Here is a 20851-nt window from a genome sequence, read left to right on the forward strand (position 1 = left end):
TTCTCAGCAGACTGCCGCCCGCGACCAGCACGAGCATCCCGAGAGACCGCCACACCAGCCCTTTTACCTGCGACTTCGAGTTGGCGGAGGCTCGGAGATGGGGCCGTTCCGTCGTCCGACGCGTGCGGGACGGTGATGACCGGGCAGTGTGCGTGGTGCAGCATGCCCTGGCTGACGGAGCCCAGCAGGTGAGTGCTGAGGGTCAGTCATGGAGGACCCCTTCCAGGGACGCGGGAGGGCGTGCGGGCGCTTGTCGGGGCACCCGGTTCCCGTAGTGACCACTACACGATTATCTGGAATGATCGCTGCAGTAGGAGGGGTGGGCACTCGCGTCAATCGCTCGGTCAGAGGTTTGACGCCGAGTCGCGCGCTACTCTGTATACAGAGTGATGTGCGGCGGAGCGACGGGGAGTTTCATGGCTCGGGCAACCGGTAAGAGCGAAGCGGTCTACGAGCGGCTGAAGGGTGACATCGAGTCGCTGCGGCTGCGCCCGGGCGCCAAGCTCAGTGAGGTCCAGTTGAGCGAGGAGCTGGGCGCTTCGCGGACGCCCGTACGAGAGGCGATCAGACGGCTGGCCAGGGACGGCCTGGTCGACTTCGTACCGGGTGAGGTGGCCAGGGTCGCCGCGATCTCGCTGGGCGGGGTGCGGGCCCTGTTCGAGTTCCGGATGCTGCTGGAGCCCCGTGCGGCCGCGTCGGTCGCGACGGCGGGGGCGGGTGACGAGCGGGTGCTGGTGCCGTTCCGTGGGTTGCTGGAGCGGCTGGAGGAGTTCGACGAGTCCTTCCGTGCGCTGGACGCCGCTGAGCAGGTCCGCTCCTACCAGGAGTTCTATGAGGTCACGGAGGGCTTCGATCAGGCGGTCATCGCCGCGTGCCGCAATCCGTACCTCGCCCGTACGATCCGGGACCTGCGCGGCCAGACCGTACGGCTGCGGCACCTCTCGCACAGCGGACCGCGGCGCATGCTGACGTCGCTGGAGGAGCATCGCGCGATGCTGAAGGCGATCACGCAGGGGGACGCTCAGGCGGCGGAGGCCGCCTGCCGGCACCATCTCGCGCAGACCCTGCAGGCTCTCATCGACAGTCTGACCAGCCACGACCTGGCGCTTGGGGTGGGTGTCCAAGTGGACATCGCGGGCTGAGTCACAGCTCGAGGACTTGGCGGGGAGCGTGATGTCCGCGCTCTTCCCGCTGTGGTTTCCTGGGATCCATTGCTGTATACAGTGATGGATACAGAGTTGCTCGACATGAGGGGCCGTCTTATGCCGCACACCGTCGGCGCCGCCGACCTGCTGGGGTTCGCCGCCACCGCCACCGAAGCCCACGGCGTTCCGCCCGCGGACGCCCGGCTGCTCGCCGACACGCTGGTGACCGCGGAGCTGTGGGGGCATCCGTCGCACGGGATGCTGCGCCTGCCGTGGTACCTCAGCCGTATCGAGAGTGGCGCGACCGCCGCGGTCGCCACCCCTGAGGTGGTGAGCGACAACGGCGCCGTCCTCGTCGTGGACGGCCGCGACGGTCTCGGCCAGGTCCTCACCGACCGCGCGGTCACGTGGGGCGTGGAGCGAGCCCGTCGCCACGGGATCAGCGCGGTCGCGGTGCGCGACTCCGGGCACTTCGGGACGGCCGCGTACTTCACCCGCAGGGCCGCCGAAGAGGGCTGCGTGGCGCTGCTGGCCACCAACGCCAGTCCGGCGATGGCGCCGTGGGGCGGGAAGGAGAAGCGGGTCGGCACCAACCCGTGGTCGATCGCCGCGCCGGGCGGCCGCTACGGCACGGTCGTGATGGACATCGCCAACACCGCCGTCGCACGCGGCAAGATCTACCACGCCAGGGAGCGCGGCGAGCCGATCCCCGAGGGCTGGGCCGCCGACGCGGACGGCGTGCCGACGACCGACCCGCGTCAGGCCATCGAGGGCCTGATCCTGCCGATGGCCGGCCACAAGGGCTATGCCATCTCCTTCATGTTCGACGTCCTGGCGGGCGTGCTGACCGGCAGCGCCTTCGGCTCGTCCGTGGTCGGCCCCTACCAGCCCACCGGCCGCAGCGGCGTCGGTCACCTGCTGATCTGCGTCGACATCCGGTCGATGGCCGACCCGGCCGACTTCGAGCGCCGGATGGAGGCTCTGATCGAGGAGACCAAGTCCACCTCCACCGCCCCGGGCACGGCCGAGATCTTCGTCCCCGGCGAGCCGGAGATCCACAGCGCCGAGCGCCTGCGCACCGAGGGCATCACGCTCGTCGACGACACCTGGGCCTCCCTCGCGAGCATCGCCGACGCCACCGCCGTACCCCTGCCCGCCGCCACCCCCGAGGAGCTCCCCGCATGATCGCGCTGACCGTGTCCCTTCAGGTCGTCCCGGGCTGCCGTGACGACTTCCTCAAGGCCATCGAGGAGAACGCCGAGCGTTCCTTCACCGACGAGGTGGGCTGCCGCTACTTCGACGTCGTCTGCGACCTGGCGGACGACCACCACTTCGTCTTCCACGAGATCTACGACGACGAGGCCGCCGTCGAAGCCCACCGTGCCGCACCCCACTTCAAGGTCTGGCGCGAGGCGGCGGCGAAGTACGTCGTCCCCGGCAGCCAGGTCAACACCCTCTCCCGCCGCCTGTTCCACCACTCCTGACGGACCGATCGGAGCCGTATCCCATGTGCACCCAGCCCGCCCAGCCGAACCTGCTGATCCACCCCGACGCGGTCGAACGCTTCGACCGCGGCGGCGGCGTCGCCACCGTCCCCTACGTCGGCAAGTGGAATTCCGAGAAGGCGGTCATCACCACCGGGCAGACCGTCTTCCAGCCCGGGACCGGCCTGCCCCTGCACAGCCACAACGTCGAGGAGTCGGTCCTGATCCTCGAGGGCGAGGCCACCGCCGAGATCGACGGCGCGTTCTTCGACCTCGAGGTCGGCCAGGCGACCTGGGTGCCGGCGGACGTCCCGCACCGGTTCTTCAACCGGGGCGAGGGCGTCATGCGGATCTACTGGGTCTACGGAGGCCGGGACGTCACCCGCACCATCACCGCGACCGGCGAGACCTTCGAGCACCTCTCCGCGAGCGACAAGGGAGGGGCACCCACCTCATGAGCGCCACCATCCGGATCATCAACCCCGCCACCGGCGAGCAGACGGCCACCTACGAAGGCTGGGACATGGGCCGCATCGAGGTCGCCGTGGAGCGGGCGCACGCCGCGAGCCGCGCCTGGGCGCTGGTCCCGGTGACCGAGCGAGCCGCGCGCGCCGCCCGCCTCGCCCGCACGCTGCGCGAGCACAAGGACCACCTCGCCTCCCTGGCCGTCGCCGAGATGGGCAAGCCGGTGGGGGAGGCCGAGGGCGAGGTGGAGAAGTCGGCGGTCACCGCCGAGTACTACGCCCGGCAAGGCCCCGGCATCCTCGCCGACGAGCACGTCGAGGTCGACGGAGCGGAAGCCTGGGTGGCGTACGAGCCCGCCGGTCTCGTCCTGGCCGTCATGCCGTGGAACTTCCCCGTCTGGCAGGTCATGCGCTTCGCCGTCCCCTCCCTGGTGGCGGGCAACGGTGTCCTGCTCAAGCACGCCGCCAACGTCACCGGCAGCGCCCTGGCCCTTCAGGACCTCTTCGTCGAAGCGGGCTTCCCCGAGCACCTGGTGACCACCCTGGTCATCGCGGATCCCGACGTACCGGACGTGACAGCGCGGCTCATCGAGGACGACCGCGTCGCCGCGGTCACCCTCACCGGAAGCAACCGGGCGGGCGCGGCCGTCGGATCGGCGGCCGGACGCGCGGCGAAGAAGTCCGTCCTGGAACTGGGAGGTTCGGACGCCTTCGTGGTCCTCGACGACGCCGACGTCGAGGCGGCCGCCGCGGCGGCGGTGCGGGCGCGCTTCACCAACTCGGGCCAAAGCTGCGTCTGCGCCAAGCGGTTCATCGTCAGCGCCTCCGTGGCGGACGCCTTCACCACCGCTTTCGTGGCCGGGGTCGAAGCCCTGCGTGTCGGCGATCCGCGCGACCGGGAGACCCAGGTCGGCCCGCTCGCCCGCGACGACCTGCGCGCGGCGATCCAGCGGCAGGTCGAGGACTCCGTCGCCGCCGGGGCCCGTCTCCTCACCGGAGGCAAGTCCCTGCCCGGCGACGGGTACTTCTACCAGCCGACCGTCCTGGCGGAGACCGGCCCCGGCATGCCCGCCTTCGACGAGGAGACCTTCGGCCCGCTCGCCGCCCTCGCCGTCGCCCAGGACGACGAGGACGCCGTACGGCTCGCGAACGCCACCGCGTTCGGACTCGGGCTGAGCATCTGGACGGCCGAACCGGGCCGTGGCGTTGCCCTCGCCCGCCGTATCACCAGCGGAGCGGCCTTCGTCAACGCGATCGTCGCGTCCGACCCGCGCCTGCCCTTCGGCGGCGCCAAGCGCAGCGGCTACGGCCGGGAGCTGGCCGCCTCCGGCATCCGGGAGTTCACCAACACCCGCACGTACTGGGTCACCGCCTGACGATCGGGCCCCTGCCCTCGTGCTGCCCGCACGCCCGCCGGCCGACCGCCCCTGACCTCGTGGTTTCCTCCTGATTTATCGTCGACACACCCCTGTACAGCTAGATAGATTCAGGACTGTATACAGGTCGGCGGCGGTCGCGGCGGACCGCGGTAGCGCCGAAGTTCTCTCCCCTCGTTTCGCAGGCGCCTGATCAGGAACGCAGGTCGCGGTCCGCCCGACGCGCGCGTCACGGCCCGGGAACCGCCGTGTCTCCCGCGTCCAGGACCAGCACCGCGACGTGCAGGGACGTGCGTTGCAGGCCCGATTCCAGATCGCAGCCGAGGAGCCGTTCGATGGTGTGGAGGCGCTGGTAGTACGCCTGCCGGGACATGCCGGCCCGCTTCGCCGCGACCGACTTGTTCCCCGCCGCCGTCAGATAGGCGCGCAGTGCCGGGAGCAGGTCGCCGCTGTTGCGGTCGTCGTGCTCGATGAGCCGGACCAGCCGCCGTTCCGCGTACCGCTGGAGGCGCGTGTCCTCCCGTAGTACGCCCAGGAGTTCGGGGAGTTCGACGTCGGCGGGGACGTAGAACCAGCGGTCGGGTGAGGCGGCTGTGATGGCCTCGGCCGTCTGCTCGGCCTCCTGCCATGACCGGGCGATTCCGGAGAGGTCGGTCACGCCGGGGCCGACGGCGACCACGGCCTCCGGGCCGAGTTCCTCGCGTGCGAGGCGGCCGATCCGCTCGGCGACCGGCTGCCAGGCGCTGGCCTGGGCCAGTGCGAGGAGCACGCCGATCCGGCCCGGGGCCGTCTCGCCGACCAGGGCCCGGATGCCGGTCTGCGCCAGCGCCTTCGCGACCCGTTCGTCGAGGTGCTCGCCCTCGGTGCCGGTGCGCGTGTGCCGGATGACCACGGCGAAGAGGCGATGCCCGAAGGCCGGGAGCCCCAAGGCCTCGGCACGGGCACGGGCGTCCGCGGGGGAGCGGAAACGCCGTTCGTACAGGTCCCGCAGCACCGAGCGGTGGGCACGGCGCTCCCACCAGGCCGGCCCGGCCAGGCGTGCCATGGTCAGCGCCACCGCGGCGCGCTCCAGGACCAGGACGTGTTCCGGGTCGGGCTCCGCGCTCAGCCGGCTGTCCAGCAGGACCAGCCGCCCCCACAGTCCGTGGTGGTCCTGCACCGGCGCGATCAGCCACCCTTCCGGGCCGCTCGGCGCGATCTTGGCCAGAGTGGGCGCGGCCCGGGACCGCCGGGACCAGGCCGACACCACCGGCTCGTACGGTCGGCCGAGCAGCTCGCACACCAGGGCCCGGTGGGTGAGATCCTCCAGCACCACGGGGGCTCCGGTGAGCTCGGCGGTGGTGTGCACCAGTTCCTCGGGACCCGCACCCCGCAGTGTCAGGGCGGTGAAGATGTCCTGGATGTCCCTCCCGCGGCGCAGCAGTGCCCCCTGAGCGTCGAGGATGAGCGCGTGCACCGTCTGCGTGACGTCGATGAACCGGACGCCGCGGGCCAGCTCGACCAGCGGCACCTCACGGGCACGGCAGGCCGCCACCAGCTCGTCGGGCACCTTGCGGTACCGGTGGCCGAGTTCCACGATCAGGCCGGCCGCGCCGACATCGGCGAGCTGGTCGACGTAGTCACGCAGCCCGGCGGCGTCCTCGGGATACGGCATGCCGGTCGTCAGGACCAGTTCGCCGCCCTCGAGGAAGTCGGCGGGATTGAGCAGTTCGGTGACGTGCACCCAGCGCACCGAACGGTGCAGCTGCGACTCGCCGGCCAGCACACGCGGCATCCCTTCGGTGAGCACGGGCAGGCGCAGAACCTCCGCGATGGTGAGGAAGTGCCCGCTTGCGGGACGTCTGGGTTGCATTGAGGGTGCTTTCGTCCGAGGGGCCGGGGGTCACCTTCGCACCGGCTCAGCACCGTGACAAGAGGGAAAGAGCACTTTCCGAAGTGTGCCCGTCCGCCGTGACACACCGTCTCGAGAAGGTCCCAAGGTGGAACAGAGTGTGGGTTGACCTGGGCATTCGCCCAGGTCGAAAGTGAACGCCATCCCCAGCAGGGCACGGACTGGAAGCGTCCGCACGGTGTCCGCACGCTGCTGGGGCCACGACTGCCACACAGGCCACACCCGGCGAAAGGAGCGACCCCATGCGCAGAGCGAAGCGCGTCGCCGTGATCGGTGCCGGCAGCATGGGCAGCCAGGCCATGTGGCGACTGGCCGCCCGCGGGGCCGACGTCATCGGTTACGACCGCTTCGCGCCGGGCCACGACCGCGGCGCGGCCGGAGGCGAGACCCGCATCTTCCGCGCCGTGCACCTCGGTGACCCCGGGTACATTCCGCTGCTGCGGCTCGCCGACCGCATGTGGGACCGGCTCCAGCGCGAAACCGGCTTCCCGCTGCGACGCCGCAGCGGATGCCTGGTGATGGGCGAAACAGCGTCGCCGTCCATGCGCCTCCTCCTCTCCGCCAGCTCCACCCACCGGCTGGATCACGAGGTACTGCACCGGGAAGAACTCGCCCGCCGCTACCCGCAGCACCGCCTCCCGGACGGGCACACCGCCGTCCTCGACCGGATGGGCGCCGTCATCAGGCCCGAGGCGTCGATCCAGGCCGCCGCCACCCGCGCCGAGCAACTGGGCGCCAGGCTGCACCGCTACACCCCGGTGCGAGAGATCGCGCCCGCGGCAGGCGGCGGGGTGCACATCGTCACGGATCAGGGCACGGACCACGTGGACACCGCTGTGGTGACCGCGGGCCCCTGGATCAACACCCTGCTCCCGGACCTTCCGCGGGCGGTCGACGTCCGCCGGCTGATCAGCTCCTGGCACCTCCCCACCCGCCACGACTGGTTCGCCGGCGGCGCCCCCGCCTTCGTACGCAGCACACCTCACGACTGCTACGGACTTCCGTCGCCCGACGGCATCTCCGTCAAGCTGGGCCTCTCTCTCGCACGCTATCTGCCCGTACCCGACCCCGAACTCCTCGACCGCACGGTCCGTCCGGAGGAACTCGCCACCTTCCGCGAGCTCATCAGCGAGTTGATGCCCGACCTGAACCCCGACCCCATCAGGCTGTCGGTCTACATGGAGGGCTACACCGCTTCCGGCAACCCGCTCGTCGGTCATCTCCCCGGCGAGGACGACATCATCGTCATGGCCGGATTCTCCGGCAGCGGCTTCAAACTCTCGCCCGCCATGGGCGAGATCGCCGCCGACCTGGCCCTCGACGGCACCACGGACCATCCCGTCGGCTTTCTGGCACCGGCCGAAGCCGGCGCCGTCTGACCTGAAGTCACCTCGCCCACGCCGTGGGGAAGTCCGTCACCGATGTGCCGGAAAAACAATGACAAATACTGAACCACGCCCTATTCCTGCAGCGAAGAATTGGAGCTCTTCCATGAGCGAACCCTCGTTCCGGCCGAAGTACGTCTCGTTCGACTGCTACGGCACGTTGATCGAGTACCCGATCACCCCCATCACGCGTGAGCTGGTCGGCGACCAGATCCCAGCCGCGCAGTGGGACCAGTTCGTGCGGGAGTTCCGCGGCTACCGCTACGACCAGGTCCGCGGCCAGTACTACTCCTACGAGCAGGTGCTCCAGGACTCCTTCGAGCGGGTCTGCCGCAAGTGGGGTCTGAAGGCGGCCCCGGACGCGGGCAAGCGGTTCGCCGACGGTGTGCGCAGTTGGGGCCCGCACACGGACGTGCCGGAGCCGCTGAAGAAGATGGGCGAGCACTACAAACTGGTGATCTTCTCCAACGCCGACGACTCCTTCCTCGAGGAGAGCGTGCCCCGGCTCGGCGCGGACTTCCACGCGGTGTACACGGCGGAGCAGGCCGGCTACTACAAGCCCCGCTACGCCGCCTTCGAGTACATGCTCGACCAGCTCGACGCGTCGCCCGAGGACTTCGTGCACGTCTCCTCGCACACTCGCTACGACCTGATGCCGATGCACGACATGGGCTTCCGCAACCTGATCCTCCTGGACCGCGGCTACGACCCCGTGACCCACGGCTACGACTACGTGCCGGTGAAGTCCCTGGACGAGCTCAACCGCATGCTCGGCATCTGAACTCCCCACCCCAGCGATATCCAGGAGGCTCTGCCATGGAAGACAACCGGATAGGACGCAGAACCGTACTGCGCACCGCAGGTGCTCTGGCCGCTGCCACTGCGGTGACCGGATGCGGCACTCTCATGGGTTCCGGCGGAAGCCGCGGCTCTTCGGGTGGCGGCGGCAAGAACAAGATCGTCGTCAGCAACAGCGGTGGCGCCTACAACGACGCTCTCACCAAGGCGCTCTACGAGCCGTTCACCAAGGCGACCGGCATCACGGTCACCACGGTCAATTACCAGTCCGCGCAGATCATCGCTCAGGTCAGGCAGGGCCGGCCGCAGGTCGACCTGATGGACAACACCCTGCTGATCTTCCAGAAGATGGCCCGCCTGGACTGTCTGGAGGCGGTGGACCACGACCGGCTGAAGAGCGTCAAGGGTGCCGGGATCGCGGAGCACCAGCTGCCGGAACACGCGGTCGGCAAGAACGTCTGGGCGAGCCTGATGGCCTACCGCACGGACAGTCTGAAGCGCGCACCGAAGAGCTGGGCCGACTTCTGGAACACCCACTCCTTCGCCGGTGAGCGCTCGTTGCAGAGCGCCGAAGCGGACTACCCGGAGCTGGAGTTCGCGCTACTGGCCGACGGGGTGCCGCTGGACAAGCTGTACCCGCTCGACCTGGACCGGGCGTTCGCCTCGATGTCACGGATCCGCGGCGACGTGAAGAAGTTCTGGAACACCGGCGCCCTCCCGGCGGTGCTGCTGGGCCGCAAGGAGGTCGTCATGACCAGCCTGTGGAGCGGCCGCGCTGACGAGCTGATCAAGCAGGGCGTGCCGGTCGCCTACCAGTGGAACGGCGCCCGGCGGCTCACCAACGGCTGGGGCATCCCGAAGGGCGCGGACAACACGGACGCGGCCTACAAGCTGATCGACTTCTCCCTGCGTCCCGAGGTGCAGGCGGCCTTCGCCAAGCTCTTCCCGCAGGGCCCGGTCGTCCCCGCTGCCACCAAGCTGCTCTCGGACGATGTCCTGGCCACGCTGCCGACCTCGCCCCAGAACCTGAAGACCGGGTTCGACACCGATGTGGCCTGGTGGGACAAGAACCTGGAGGCGGTCACCAAGCGCTGGCGGGAGTGGGCCGATGCCTGAGCGGACCAAACTCCTCGCTTCGGCCGTGGCCCCGGGGTCCAACTCGCCGACCGGTAAGCCGTTGTCCGTGACGGGCCTGCGGAAGTCCTACAGCGGGACGACGGTGGTCGATGGCGTGGACATGGAGATCGCGGCCGGTGAGTTCGTCACCTTCCTCGGCTCCTCCGGTTCCGGCAAGACCACCACGCTGATGATGCTCGCCGGGTTCACCGAACCCGACTCCGGCAGCATCACCGTAGACGGCCGGGACATCACCAAACTCAACCCCGGAAAGCGCGACTTCGGTTTCGTCTTCCAGCAGTACCTGCTCTTCCCGCACATGACGGTCGCGGAGAACGTCGCCTTCCCCCTCCAGCTGCGCGGGGTGCCCAAGGCGGAGATCCGCCGCCGCGTGGGCGAGACCCTGGAGGCGGCAGGCCTGTCGAAGTTCGCCGGCCGCAAGCCCCGTGAGCTCTCCGGTGGTCAGCAGCAGCGCGTGGCCCTGTGCCGGGTACTGGTCTACCGCCCGCCGATCGTGCTGATGGACGAACCGCTGGGCGCGCTGGACAAGAAGCTGCGCGACCAGATGCAGACCGAGATCAAGTCCATTCAGCGTGAACTCGGCCTGACCGTCGTCTATGTGACACACGACCAGGAGGAGGCGCTGGTCCTGTCGGACCGGATCGCCATCATGAAGGACGGCCGCATCGAGCAGTTCGACACCCCTCGCGGCCTGTTCGAACACCCCTGCACCCCGTTCGTGGCCGACTTCCTCGGCGCCGCCAACTTCCTCACCGGCAAGGTCGAGGACAGTGGGGAGGACGGCTGCACCCGGGTGCGCCTCGACACCGGCGGTGTGCTCACTGCCCGTGCCCACCCCTGCGTGCCCGGACAGAGCGTGCGCGCCGCGGTGCGGCCGGGCAAGCTCCGCCTGGTCAGCGCCGAGGAGAGCTGCTGTACCGGCACGGTCGAGACGGCCGTCTACGTCGGCTCGCTGACCCGGATCACGGTCCGTCTGGACGGTGCCGCTCCGGGGACGCCGCCGCTGCGGATCGAGACCGCCGGCGTCCCGCCGCGCACGGGCGAGCGGGTCTGTGTGACCGCTGACCGGGACGACGTCAGTGTCTTCGACGCCACGGACGGGGGGTGAGCCGTGGCCGGCACCGCTGTCGCGCCCACCAAGGTGCGTGTGAAGTCGTCCGAGAAGCGCGGACACCGCTCCCGCATCGCCCTGGTCAACGCCGTCCCCGTCACGGTGTTCCTGCTGGTGTTGTTCGTCTACCCGATCATCGGGGTGCTCTCCCTGAGCCTGGAGGGCGACAGTGGCGGCTTCACGCTGCACTGGTACGCCGACGCGCTCAGCGGCGTGAATCTGTCCGTTCTGGTCTCCACCCTGCGGATCTCCGCCGAGACCGCGCTGCTGAGTCTGCTGGTGGGTTTCGTCCTGGCGCACGCCATCACCCGGATGCGGCCCGTCTTCGCCGCCCTGGCCATGCTGGTCGTAGTCGTGCCGCACTTCATCAGCGCTCTGGTCCGCACCTACGGCTGGATCATCATGCTCGGTGAGCACGGCCTCATCAACACGCTGGCCACCTCGCTGCACGCGCCGGGCGCACCGTACTCGCTGCTGTACAACGAGACCGGTGTGGTCATCGGCACCACCTCCGTCATGCTCCCCTACACCGTCCTGGTGCTGCAGGGCGCGATGCGGGGCGTCGACGGCCGGCTCCTGGCCGCGGCGGCAGGCTTCGGCGCGACACGGTTGACGATCTTCCGCCGTGTCTACCTGCCGCTCGTGGCGCCCGGTATCGGCACGGCGGGTCTGCTCAGCTTCATCCTCTGCCTGGGCTACTACATCACCCCCGCCCTGATGGGCGGCGACCAGCAGACCGTCGTCGCGGCGCTGATCGATCAGCAGGTGATGAAGCAGGACCAGTGGAACTCCGCCGCCGCCTTCGGCGTGATCCTGCTCCTGCTCACCTTCGCCGGCCTGGGCGTGCTCGGCCTGGCCAAGCTGCGCCGCACCAGGGCGCACGCACGAAGGAGCAGCTCATGATGGAACTGCCTCCCACCCGGGCCGGACACCTCGGCCGCGCGCTGAGCGCCACCGCCATCCTGCTTTTCCTGGCGCTGCCCATCGTGATCATCCTGGTCACCTCCTTCGGCGCGGACGGTATCGGCACCTTCCCGCCCGAGCAGTACAGCACCCGCTGGTACGAGCAGATGGCCGCGCCCGGCGGCAACTGGGCGACCTCCATCGCCCTGTCCAGCCTGGTCGCCGCACTGACCACGGTGTTCTCCCTGATCCTGGGAGTCACCGCGGCGACCGCCCTGGCCCGTGGCCGGCTGCCGCTGCACGCGGCGGTCTATGGCCTGGTCCTGGCGCCGATGCTCATTCCCCAGGTGGTCATCGCACTCGGCCTGTTCCTGTTCTTCGAACCGGCCGGCATGCTCGGCAGTCCCTTGGCCATCGCCCTCGGGCACACGGTGCTCGCCGCACCGATCGCGATCCTCATCATGATCTCCACCCTGAAGGGCATCGACGAACGGCTCGAAGACGCCGCCGCCAGCATGGGTGCCGGCCGGATGACCATCGCCCGGTGTATCACCTTCCCCCTGGCCACACCCGGCCTGATCGCCGCAGCGGTGTTCTCCTTCATCACCAGCTTCGACGAGTTCTTCATCGCCCAGTTCCTGTCCACCCCCGACACCCGCACCCTGCCGGTCCTGGTCTTCAACGCCCTGCAGTTCGACGTCGACCCCACCGTCACAGCGGTCAGCGCCGTCCTCATCGCGCTCGCCATCCTCGCCCTCGCCCTGGTCGCCCTCGTCCGCAAACTCGGCGGCCACCGCAACGGCCAGAACGTCCTGCCCGTCGAACCCCTCACCTGAGCCTCGCGCCGGCACGGGCCGCGCCACCGCTGACAGCGCCGCCGGCCGGGCCCCTGGTGGCCCGGCCGCGCCCTCCCCGACCACTTTCCCGCAGGAGTCCCGAAATGAAGACGATCCCGTACTGGGTGGAAACCGCCGGGGTGTTCCCCGACCGGTCCGGCAAGCCACTGACCGAGGACACCGACCTGGTGGTCGTCGGCGCCGGCCTGACGGGTCTGTCCACCGCCCTGCACGCAGCCCGCAAGGGCGCCCGTGTCACCCTCGTCGAGAAGAGCCAGATCGGTTCCGGTGCCTCCGCGCGCAACGGAGGCATGGCGAACCTGGGCTTCACCATCGGCGTGAGCCAGGCCATCCGCCGGTACGGACTCGAACGAGCCCGCGAGATCTACAACTCCTACGGCGAGGCCGTGGACACCGTCGAGCGGCTCGTGCAAGAGGAGTCCATCGACTGCCAGTTCCGTCGCGTCGGACGCCTGGGCGTCGCATCCCGCCCCGCGCACTTCGAGAGCAAGAAGGCCCAACAGCGCGACCTGGCCAAGTACTTCGGACACGAGACCACACTGATCGGCAAGTCCGAGCTGCGTTCCGAGATCGGCTCCGACGCCTACCACGGCGGCCTGCTCGACCCGTTCAGCGCTGCACTGCACGTCGGCCGCTTCGTGCGCGGCATGGCCGAGGCGTGCGAGCGCACCGGTGTCGAGATCCACGAGCGCAACGCGGCGATCGGCGTACGGCGTACCGCCGCCGGCCGGTTCGAGGTCAGCACCGAACGCGGTGTGATCCGCGCCGGGCAGGTCATGATGGCCACCGACGCCTACACCGACAAGAACTTCCCGTGGCTGCGCCGCCGGCAGGTCTGCCTGGGCAGCTTCATCATCGTGACCGAGCCGCTCGGCGAGGAGCTTGCCCGGGACATCATTCCCAAGGCCCGCCTCATCGTCGACTCCAACCAGGTCTGCCACTACTTCCGGCTCACCCCGGACAACCGGCTGCTGTTCGGCGGCCGCGCCCGCTTCGCACCGTCCGACCCCACCTCGGACAAGAAGAGCGGGGCCGTCCTGTTCCGTGAGATGTGCGAGATCTTCCCCCAACTCGCCCGGACGAGGGTCGAGTACGTGTGGGGCGGCTCCGTCGGTTTCGCGATGGACCGCATCGTGCACGCCGGGCAGACCGAGGACGGCGTCTACTACTCCCTGGGATACGCGGGCCACGGCGTGCAGATGGCCACACACATGGGGCAGGTCATGGCCGAGGTGATGGACGGCCACCCCGAGGCCAGCCCGGTTCGCGACCTGGCACCGCCCCGCATCCCGCTCTACAACGGCACCGCCTGGTTCCTGCCCTTCGCGGGCGCCTACTACAAGACGCTGGACCGCATCCGCTGACCGGTCGGCAGCACCTCTACCCGTAGAAGGAGACACCCAAGATGACTGTCGTCCGTGATGTTCCCAAGCAGTTGTACATCGGCGGTCGCTGGCAGGACGCCGAGTCCGGCCGCACCCTGTCCGTCGACAACCCGGCCACCGGCGAAGAACTGTGCCAGGTCGCCGACGCCTCACCCGCCGACGGCAGACGGGCCGTCGAGGCGGCGGTCGCCGCGCAGGCCGCCTGGGCCGCCACCGCGCCCCGGGTGCGCAGCGAGATCCTGCGCCGCGCCTATGACCTCATCATCGCGCGTACCGAGGACCTCGCGCTGCTGATGACCTTGGAGATGGGCAAGCCCCTGGCCGAGGCCCGTGCCGAAGTCGCCTACGGCGCCGAGTTCTTGCGCTGGTTCTCCGAGGAAGCCGTCCGCATCGACGGCGGCATGACGACCGCCCCCGACGGGAGAAACCGCCTGCTGGTCACCCGCCGGCCCGTCGGCCCCTGTCTGCTCATCACCCCCTGGAACTTCCCCCTGGCCATGGGCACACGCAAGATCGGCCCCGCCATCGCCGCCGGCTGCACCATCGTCCTCAAGCCCGCACCTCAGACCCCCCTGTCCTCCCTCGCCCTGGCCGCGATCCTCAAGGAAGCCGGCCTGCCGGACGGCGTCCTCAACGTCGTCACCACCACCGACGCCGCCGGTGTCGTCGAACCCCTGCTGCGCGGGGGGCGAAGCGAGATGGGAGTCCCCCCGGCCGGAGGCTGGGGGAAGATCCGCAAGCTCTCCTTCACCGGCTCCACCCAGGTGGGCCGCATCCTCCTGGCCCAGTGCGCGGACACCGTGGTGCGCACCTCCATGGAACTGGGCGGCAACGCACCTCTCATCGTCTTCGACGACGCCGACCTCGACACCGCTGTCGAGGGCACCATGGTCGCCAAGATGCGCAACATGGGGGAGTCCTGCTGCGCCGCCAACCGCATCTACGTCCACACCTCCCTCGCCGAGGAGTTCGCCACCCGTCTCGCCTCCCGCATGGCCGCCCTGAAGGTCGGTCCCGGCACCGAAGCGGGCGTCCACGTCGGCCCCCTCATCGACAACGCCGGCCGCAGCAAGGCCCATGACCTGGTACGCGACGCCGTCAAGCGCGGAGCGAAGGTGCTCACCGGCGGCGAACTCCCGGACGGGCCGGGCTGCTTCTACCCGCCCACCGTGCTCACCGACGTTCCCGCCGAGTCCGCGATCATCGACACCGAGATCTTCGGCCCCGTCGCAGCCCTCATCACCTTCGACGAGGAGGACGAGGCCATCGACGCCGCCAACGACACCGAATTCGGCCTGGCCGCCTACCTGTTCACGCAGAACCTCGACCGCGCCCTACGCGTCAGCGAACGCCTCGAGAGCGGCATGATCGGCCTCAACACCGGCCTCGTCTCCAACCCCGCCGCCCCCTTCGGCGGCGTCAAGCAGTCCGGGCTGGGCCGCGAAGGCGGACGCGTCGGCATCGACGAGTTCCTGGAGTACAAGTACATCGCCGTCCCGACCGGAGCCTGACATGCCCGACCGCCTCGTCGTCCTCTACCGGGGCAACCGGCCACCCGCCACAGCACTCATCGAACGGCTCACGGACACGGTCTACGCGACCGAGGAGGAGCTGCCCTACCTCCTCCCCGGCGCCGACGCCCTCCTGGCCTGGGTCACCATCACCCCGGCCATCCGCGAAGCCTGGCCGGACAGCCCCGACAAGGCACCCCGCTGGGTCCACGCGGCCTCCGCAGGCGTCGACTCCTTCCTCTTCCCCGCCCTCGTCGAGGACCCGGGCGTCATCCTCACCAACGCCCGCGGCGTCTACGACCAGCCGACCGCCGAGTACGTGCTCGGGCTGATCCTCGCCCTCGCCAAGGACTTCCCCGGCACCTGGGAACACCAGCAACGCCGCGAGTGGCGTCCGCGTCCCAGTGACAGCATCACCGGACGCACCGCGCTGGTCTGGGGCACGGGACCCATCGGGCGCGCCACCGCCCGGCTGTTGCGCGCTGCCGGGATGCGGGTCTGCGGCGCCGGCCGCAAGGCCCGTACCGACGACCCCGACTTCGGCACCGTCCACGGTTCGACCACTCTGCCCCCAGCCCTGGCCGAGGCGGACTACGTCGTCCTGGCCGCCCCCCTCACCAAGGACACCCGGGGCATGGTCGACGCGTCCGTGCTGGCCGCGATGAAGCCGGGCGCGCGACTGATCAATGTCGGCCGGGGCGGACTCGTCGATGAGGAGGCGCTCGTCGACCACCTCGCCGCCGGCCGGCTGGCAGGTGCCGCCCTGGACGTCTTCGGCCAGGAGCCCCTGCCGGCGCGGTCGCCTCTGTGGGACATGCCCGGCGTGATGATCTCCCCGCACACGGCGGGCGAGACCACCAGCGAGCGGGAGGCACTCATCGAGGTGTTCCTCGACAACCTCACCCGCCATATCGAGGGCCGCCGGCTCCGCAATGTCGTCGACAAACGTCGCGGCTACGTGGTCGACGTGACGCACCCCGCCTGAAAGTGAGGAGCGACGCCCCTCCGGTGGAGGCCGTGTCACACGGCCTTCTCGCGTCCCAGAACGCTGCTCGTCACCGCCAGCACGGAGAGCACCACCAGCGCGGCGGCCGGGCCCAGCACGGTCCAGGGGGCCAGTTCGGCGTACGGCTGGTTCTCCGAGAGGAGGCGGCCCCACTCGGGGGTGGGCGGTTGTTCGCCGAGGCCGAGGAAGCCGAGTGAGGCGAGAACCAGGACGGTGGTGGGCAGCCGGAGCAGGGCGTTACGGAGGAGGGCCGGTAGCACCGCGGGGAGCAGGTGGCGGCGCAGCAGGTGTGTCCGCCCCGCTCCGAGCGCGACGGACGCGGCGATGTGACCGCTCGCGCGTTCCTGTTCGAGCAGGGCGGCGGTCTGTGCGGCGTACGGGCTCCAGCCGACCGCGCAGACCGCGCAGGCCGCGCCCCACACCGACGGTCCGGTCACGCCCGCGATCAGCAGCCCCGCGAGGACGGCGGGCAGCGTCGACACGACCTCCGTCGGACCGGCGCTCGCCCGTGGTGCCATGCCCAGCATGAGTCCGGTGACGGCGCTGAGCGTGGTCACGGCGAGAGCGACCCCCGCCGTGCGCACCGCACCGTGGCCCAGCCGCGCCAGCAGGTCCCGGCCCAGAGCGTCGGTGCCCAGGGGGTGTTCGAGGGACGGGGACAGCAGTCGCGCCGTCATGTCGACCTGCAGCGGGTCGCGCAGGAGGCCCGCCGTGACGAGGGCGAGCAGGGTCAGCGCACAGGCCGCGGTGAGCCGGCGCAGCAGACGCGGTGTGGTGAGCGGCGGCCGGTGCAGCGCCGGCAGGGCGCCGTCGCGCAGGGGACGGCCGAGGAGCGCGTGGCGCAGGGCCCGGATCAGGACGCCGGCGCTCACGCCGAGCAGGACCAGGGCCAGGGTCGCGGTCTGCAGCACCGGGAGGTCCTGCGCGACGGCGGCCTCCAGGGCGAGCCGGCCGAGCCCCGGGATGTTGAAGATCTTCTCCACGGCGACAGCACCGCCGACCAGGCCCACGACGGTCGGCAGCAACTGCGGCAGCATGCCCGGCAGGGTGCGGCGCAGCGCGCCCCGGGCGATGTGGCAGGGCGGGAGGCCCACGGCGTACGCCGTGCGCGCCCACGGTTCGTGGAACGCGGCGGGCAGCGCCTGGTCGAGCAGCCCGCCCAGCATCGCGCCCGACGGGATGCCGAGGGCGAGCGAGGGCAGCACCATCGACTGCGGCCCCTCCCAGCCGCTGGACGGGAACCACCCCCACCACACCCCGCACACCGTGGCCAGCACCGAGGCGAGCAGGAACTTGGGCAGCGCGGCCAGCACGGCGGCCGTCGTACCCGCGCGGTCCTGCCGCAGCCGGCGCCGGGAGCCCAGGAACACCGTCCGCGCGCACACCAGCGCGGCCACCACGACGGTGACCACGAACGCGCCCAGCATCAGCGTCAGCGACACCGAAAGGGCGGTCCCCACCTGCGGCATCACGGCTTCCCCGGACACCCACGAGACGCCCGCGTCCCCGCTCGGCAGTCCGCCCAGCCAGTGCGCGAGATGCGCGAGCGGCCCCTCGTCCAGGCCCAACTGCTCCCGTACGACGGCCAGGTCGGCCGGAGTGGGGTTCTGGTCGGCGGAGCGGGCGCGCAGCACCGTGCGGGCCGGGTCCGCGCCGGTCAGCCACGGCAGCAGAGCCACCGCCCCGAGCAGCGCGACTCCGGAGAGCACACGGCCGGCCGCCGCCGGCCAGGGGGACAGGCGGGCGGCCGGGGCGTGGGCGACGCTCATGCGGGTTACTTGACGTGGGTGTCGACGTCGACGAGCGAGCGCTCGCGCGGGTCGAGGATCACGCCCTCGACACCGGCCGCGATGCCCTGCACGGCCTGCTCGTGGACCAGTGGCAGCACGGCGTCGGTGCGCAGGATCTCCGCCTCCGCCTTCATGATCTTCTCCTGGCGGCGCTCCGTGTCGCGCTCCGCGGCGGCGGCCCGGATGGCCTTGTCCACCGCGGCGTCCTTCAGGCCGGGGAGGTTGTAGACGCCGTCGCTGGTGAAGTCGCTGGCGAGGTAGTCGACCGCGTCACCGGTGTCGAGGAGCGTCACCCGGGAGAAGACCAGGGCGTCGTACTTCCCCGCGAGCAGGTCGGCCTCCATCTGCGTGTACTCGCGCACGTCCTGCTTGACCGTGAACCCGGCCTTCTCCAGCTGCTGCTGGAGCACGGTGGCGGCCTCCGGAAGCTCGGCCCGGTTGGTGTAGGTGGCCAGCCGCAGGGTCCTGCCCTTCGTCTTGGACTTCACCCGGGCGGTGGTCGCCGCCTCGGCACGCCCGGTCACCTTCACACGCCGGTCGGCGGCCCAGGGCACGGCGGGCCCGAACAGGCCCTCGGCGGGGTCGGCGTAGCCGCCGAAGACGGAGTCGACCAGCGCGGAGCCGTCGACGGCCTCGCGGGCGGCGGCACGCAGACCGGCGTCGGTGAACAGGCCGCCGCCGGTGTTGAGGATCAGGCTGTCGGTGCGCACGGAGGGCACTTCGTGCCGGGTGCCCTCGTCGAGCAGCTTCGCCTGGGCGGTGGGGATCCACTCGGCGATGTCGGCCTCGCCGCCGCGCAGGGCGTTCGCGCGGGCCGTGCCGTCGGCGATCCAGCTGACGTCGATGCCCGGCGCCTTCGCCTTGCCGCCCCAGTAGTCGTCGAAGCGGGTGAGCGTCGCCTTGGCCTTGCCACCGAGCCGGGTGATCTCGAACGGGCCGGTGCCGGTGCCGACCGGGCTCACGGCGCCGTCCTTCGCGTACGCCTTCGCCGACAGGATCGCGAGTGCGGGACTGGCCAGCCGCAGCGGCAGCACCGGGTCAGGCGACTTGGTGGTGAGGGTGACGGTGTCGGCGTCCTCGGCCTTCGCGGTGAGGGCCACATCGCTCAGGACGCGGGGCTTGGGCTCGGCCTGTCCCGCGTGGTCGAGCGCGTCGACCACGGACCGGGCGGTGAGTTCGGTGCCGTCCTGGAAGGTGGCCCTGCGCAGTTCGAAGGTCCAGCTCGTCTCGCCGTCCTGCTTCCAGGACTTCGCCAGCGCGGGCTTGGCCGTGCCGTTCCTGTCGAGGGCGGTGAGGCCCTCGGCGACGGACAGCTTGCTCAGCACGGTGGCGTCGTTGCTGTACGGGGACAACGCCTGCACCGGCGGCACGGCCAGCGCGACCCGCAGCCGACCGCCCGATCTCCCTCCGGCGCCCTCGCCGTCGCCGCTGTCGCTCGGTGCGAAGCAGCCGGCCAGCAGAGGGATGAGAGCGAGTGCCGCTATGAGGCCGCGGGAGGTGGTGCGCATGTCGAGTCCTGTCGTGCGGGAGGCCGGGCATGCCGCTGCGGCCCGGTGCGGGCTTGATCGGCGGCGTCAGCCTATAAGGGGAGCCTTACCAAACCTTTAACCGGGTGGGTGAAATCTCAACGACTGGACGGTGCTGCTGGTGCTCCCGCGGTGTCGACCTGTTGTTCGAGCTGTGTCATCGTGGGCGCCGGGCGGAGGTGAGGCGCATGACGGGCGCGGACCCGGGGCTGTTCACTCCTGAGTCGGTGACCTGGCAGATGCACGGCGACCCGATGATGTGGATCGCCGGCATCCGGGCGCTCTACCTCCAGGCCCTGCACCCGCGCGCCGTGCGCGGCGTCATGCAGAACTCCGACTTCCGCCGGGACGCCTGGGGCCGGCTGATGCGCATCGCGCACTTCGTCGGCACGACGACGTACGGCACCACCGAGGCGGCCGAGCGGGCGGGCGCCCGCGTCCGGAAGATCCACCGCATGCTGACGGCGACCGACCCGGACACCGGAGAGCGCTACGGCGTCGACGAACCCGACCTGCTCCTGTGGGTCCACTGCGCCGAGATCGACTCGTATCTGCACGTGCTGCGCGGTTCCGGGCTCCGGCTCACCGACGCCGAGGCCGACCGCTACATCGGCGAACACCGCAAGAGCGCACGCCTGGTGGGACTCGATCCGGGCACCGTACCGGCCGACCGGGCCGAACTGGCCGCCTACTTCGAGAAGGTGCGCCCGGACCTGGCCGCCGGACCCGAGGCACGCGAAGTGGACGACTTCCTCCTCCACCCGCCGACGCACCCGCTCCTCGTACCGGCGCGGGAGGTGCTCTGGCGGCACGTGGCACAACTGGCGTACGCCTCTCTGCCACCGTACGCCCACGAGTTGTACGGCAGACCGGCCCCCGCACCCGCCACCGCCGCCCGGCAACTGCGCCTCACAGGTCTCCTGTTGCGCCGGGTTCCCGCACGTCTGCGGTGGCAACTCCCGCCCAAACACATCCTGAGCGCCATGGCGAGGCTCGGCCCCGACGCGCGCCCGGCACCGTACAAACTCGGACGATAGGCCGCCATACTGAGTGGGCCAGTGGGAGGAGCGGGCGAACAGCTA

18 protein-coding genes are annotated in these 20851 nt (G+C 70.6%); 15 read left to right on the plus strand and 3 right to left on the minus strand.

All coding sequences use genetic code 11. The features are described from left to right. Positions 1–416 precede the first annotated feature (416 nt). The 5 genes from ACFT4A_RS37735 to ACFT4A_RS37755 all read left to right on the plus strand — a co-directional run bounded on the left by ACFT4A_RS37735 (position 417) and on the right by ACFT4A_RS37755 (position 4469). Positions 417–1142, plus strand: coding sequence for a GntR family transcriptional regulator (locus ACFT4A_RS37735; protein WP_382839858.1), 726 nt, complete (start codon positions 417–419; stop codon positions 1140–1142). A gap of 105 nt (positions 1143–1247) precedes the next feature. Beyond that, positions 1248–2330 (plus strand): Ldh family oxidoreductase, encoded by a 1083-nt coding sequence (locus ACFT4A_RS37740; protein ID WP_382839861.1) that lies wholly within the window; start codon positions 1248–1250, stop codon positions 2328–2330. Continuing rightward, complete coding sequence (locus ACFT4A_RS37745) at positions 2327–2629, plus strand: putative quinol monooxygenase (RefSeq protein WP_382839864.1); 303 nt, start codon at positions 2327–2329, stop codon at positions 2627–2629. The genes ACFT4A_RS37740 and ACFT4A_RS37745 overlap by 4 nt, the downstream gene beginning before the upstream one ends. A gap of 23 nt (positions 2630–2652) precedes the next feature. Next, on the plus strand, positions 2653–3087 hold the full coding sequence (locus ACFT4A_RS37750; RefSeq protein WP_382839866.1) for a cupin domain-containing protein: 435 nt from the start codon (positions 2653–2655) through the stop codon (positions 3085–3087). Next, positions 3084–4469 carry an aldehyde dehydrogenase family protein gene (locus tag ACFT4A_RS37755; protein ID WP_382839869.1) on the plus strand — a complete coding sequence of 462 codons (1386 nt, stop codon included), beginning with the start codon at positions 3084–3086 and terminating at the stop codon, positions 4467–4469. Before ACFT4A_RS37750 ends, ACFT4A_RS37755 begins: the two co-directional genes overlap by 4 nt. A gap of 229 nt (positions 4470–4698) precedes the next feature. On the opposite strand, the gene ACFT4A_RS37760 is transcribed toward ACFT4A_RS37755, so the two are convergent. Next, positions 4699–6321, minus strand: coding sequence for a PucR family transcriptional regulator (locus tag ACFT4A_RS37760; RefSeq protein ID WP_382839872.1), 1623 nt, complete (start codon positions 6319–6321; stop codon positions 4699–4701). Between the two features lie 281 nt (positions 6322–6602). On the opposite strand from ACFT4A_RS37760, the gene solA reads away from it, so the two are divergent. The 9 genes from solA (at position 6603) to ACFT4A_RS37805 (ending at position 16432) form a co-directional block, all read left to right on the plus strand. Next, positions 6603–7739, plus strand: coding sequence for an N-methyl-L-tryptophan oxidase (solA, locus tag ACFT4A_RS37765; protein WP_382839874.1), 1137 nt, complete (start codon positions 6603–6605; stop codon positions 7737–7739). 112 nt (positions 7740–7851) lie between these two features. Continuing rightward, positions 7852–8526, plus strand: a complete 675-nt coding sequence (locus ACFT4A_RS37770) for a haloacid dehalogenase type II (RefSeq protein WP_382839877.1) — start codon at positions 7852–7854, stop codon at positions 8524–8526. Between the two features lie 35 nt (positions 8527–8561). Beyond that, complete coding sequence (locus tag ACFT4A_RS37775) at positions 8562–9659, plus strand: extracellular solute-binding protein (RefSeq protein WP_382839880.1); 1098 nt, start codon at positions 8562–8564, stop codon at positions 9657–9659. Beyond that, positions 9652–10788: an ABC transporter ATP-binding protein gene (locus ACFT4A_RS37780; protein WP_382839882.1), complete on the plus strand. Its 1137-nt coding sequence runs from the start codon at positions 9652–9654 to the stop codon at positions 10786–10788. The genes ACFT4A_RS37775 and ACFT4A_RS37780 overlap by 8 nt, the downstream gene beginning before the upstream one ends. Positions 10789–10791: 3 nt before the next feature. Further along, the gene (locus tag ACFT4A_RS37785) at positions 10792–11694 is read left to right on the plus strand and encodes an ABC transporter permease (protein WP_382839885.1); all 903 of its coding nucleotides are present in this window, start codon (positions 10792–10794) and stop codon (positions 11692–11694) included. Further along, positions 11691–12530 (plus strand): ABC transporter permease, encoded by an 840-nt coding sequence (locus ACFT4A_RS37790; RefSeq protein WP_382839887.1) that lies wholly within the window; start codon positions 11691–11693, stop codon positions 12528–12530. The genes ACFT4A_RS37785 and ACFT4A_RS37790 overlap by 4 nt, the downstream gene beginning before the upstream one ends. 104 nt (positions 12531–12634) lie before the next feature. Continuing rightward, positions 12635–13915 carry an NAD(P)/FAD-dependent oxidoreductase gene (locus ACFT4A_RS37795; RefSeq protein WP_382839889.1) on the plus strand — a complete coding sequence of 427 codons (1281 nt, stop codon included), beginning with the start codon at positions 12635–12637 and terminating at the stop codon, positions 13913–13915. Positions 13916–13956: 41 nt separating this feature from the next. Further along, complete coding sequence (locus ACFT4A_RS37800; protein WP_382839891.1) at positions 13957–15447, plus strand: NAD-dependent succinate-semialdehyde dehydrogenase; 1491 nt, start codon at positions 13957–13959, stop codon at positions 15445–15447. A gap of 1 nt (position 15448) precedes the next feature. Next, a complete protein-coding gene (locus ACFT4A_RS37805; protein ID WP_382839893.1) occupies positions 15449–16432 on the plus strand; it encodes a D-2-hydroxyacid dehydrogenase in 984 nt (327 codons plus the stop codon). 35 nt (positions 16433–16467) lie between these two features. On the opposite strand, the gene ACFT4A_RS37810 is transcribed toward ACFT4A_RS37805, so the two are convergent. Beyond that, on the minus strand, positions 16468–18222 hold the full coding sequence (locus tag ACFT4A_RS37810; RefSeq protein WP_382839894.1) for an ABC transporter permease subunit: 1755 nt from the start codon (positions 18220–18222) through the stop codon (positions 16468–16470). 5 nt (positions 18223–18227) lie between these two features. Further along, entirely contained in the window at positions 18228–19751 is a 1524-nt protein-coding gene (locus ACFT4A_RS37815; protein ID WP_382839896.1) for an ABC transporter substrate-binding protein, read from the minus strand. Positions 19752–19957: 206 nt separating this feature from the next. Here ACFT4A_RS37815 and ACFT4A_RS37820 point away from each other — a divergent pair, with 206 nt between their 5' ends. Beyond that, positions 19958–20806, plus strand: a complete 849-nt coding sequence (locus ACFT4A_RS37820; protein ID WP_382839899.1) for an oxygenase MpaB family protein — start codon at positions 19958–19960, stop codon at positions 20804–20806. Positions 20807–20851: the final 45 nt, after the last annotated feature.

Origin of the sequence: Streptomyces sp. NPDC057099, assembly GCF_042671245.1 — a bacterium.
Taxonomy (GTDB): domain Bacteria; phylum Actinomycetota; class Actinomycetes; order Streptomycetales; family Streptomycetaceae; genus Streptomyces; species Streptomyces purpurascens.

Bases quoted from the DNA above. Each gene is read 5' to 3' on its own strand.
- ACFT4A_RS37735 (WP_382839858.1), top strand. From the start codon at position 417: ATGGCTCGGGCAACCGGTAAGAGCGAAGCGGTCTACGAGCGGCTGAAG.
- ACFT4A_RS37740 (WP_382839861.1), top strand. From the start codon at position 1,248: ATGAGGGGCCGTCTTATGCCGCACACCGTCGGCGCCGCCGACCTGCTG.
- ACFT4A_RS37745 (WP_382839864.1), top strand. From the start codon at position 2,327: ATGATCGCGCTGACCGTGTCCCTTCAGGTCGTCCCGGGCTGCCGTGAC.
- ACFT4A_RS37750 (WP_382839866.1), top strand. From the start codon at position 2,653: ATGTGCACCCAGCCCGCCCAGCCGAACCTGCTGATCCACCCCGACGCG.
- ACFT4A_RS37755 (WP_382839869.1), top strand. From the start codon at position 3,084: ATGAGCGCCACCATCCGGATCATCAACCCCGCCACCGGCGAGCAGACG.
- ACFT4A_RS37760 (WP_382839872.1), bottom strand. From the start codon at position 6,321: ATGCAACCCAGACGTCCCGCAAGCGGGCACTTCCTCACCATCGCGGAG.
- solA (WP_382839874.1), top strand. From the start codon at position 6,603: ATGCGCAGAGCGAAGCGCGTCGCCGTGATCGGTGCCGGCAGCATGGGC.
- ACFT4A_RS37770 (WP_382839877.1), top strand. From the start codon at position 7,852: ATGAGCGAACCCTCGTTCCGGCCGAAGTACGTCTCGTTCGACTGCTAC.
- ACFT4A_RS37775 (WP_382839880.1), top strand. From the start codon at position 8,562: ATGGAAGACAACCGGATAGGACGCAGAACCGTACTGCGCACCGCAGGT.
- ACFT4A_RS37780 (WP_382839882.1), top strand. From the start codon at position 9,652: ATGCCTGAGCGGACCAAACTCCTCGCTTCGGCCGTGGCCCCGGGGTCC.
- ACFT4A_RS37790 (WP_382839887.1), top strand. From the start codon at position 11,691: ATGATGGAACTGCCTCCCACCCGGGCCGGACACCTCGGCCGCGCGCTG.
- ACFT4A_RS37795 (WP_382839889.1), top strand. From the start codon at position 12,635: ATGAAGACGATCCCGTACTGGGTGGAAACCGCCGGGGTGTTCCCCGAC.
- ACFT4A_RS37800 (WP_382839891.1), top strand. From the start codon at position 13,957: ATGACTGTCGTCCGTGATGTTCCCAAGCAGTTGTACATCGGCGGTCGC.
- ACFT4A_RS37805 (WP_382839893.1), top strand. From the start codon at position 15,449: ATGCCCGACCGCCTCGTCGTCCTCTACCGGGGCAACCGGCCACCCGCC.
- ACFT4A_RS37810 (WP_382839894.1), bottom strand. From the start codon at position 18,222: ATGAGCGTCGCCCACGCCCCGGCCGCCCGCCTGTCCCCCTGGCCGGCG.
- ACFT4A_RS37815 (WP_382839896.1), bottom strand. From the start codon at position 19,751: ATGCGCACCACCTCCCGCGGCCTCATAGCGGCACTCGCTCTCATCCCT.
- ACFT4A_RS37820 (WP_382839899.1), top strand. From the start codon at position 19,958: ATGACGGGCGCGGACCCGGGGCTGTTCACTCCTGAGTCGGTGACCTGG.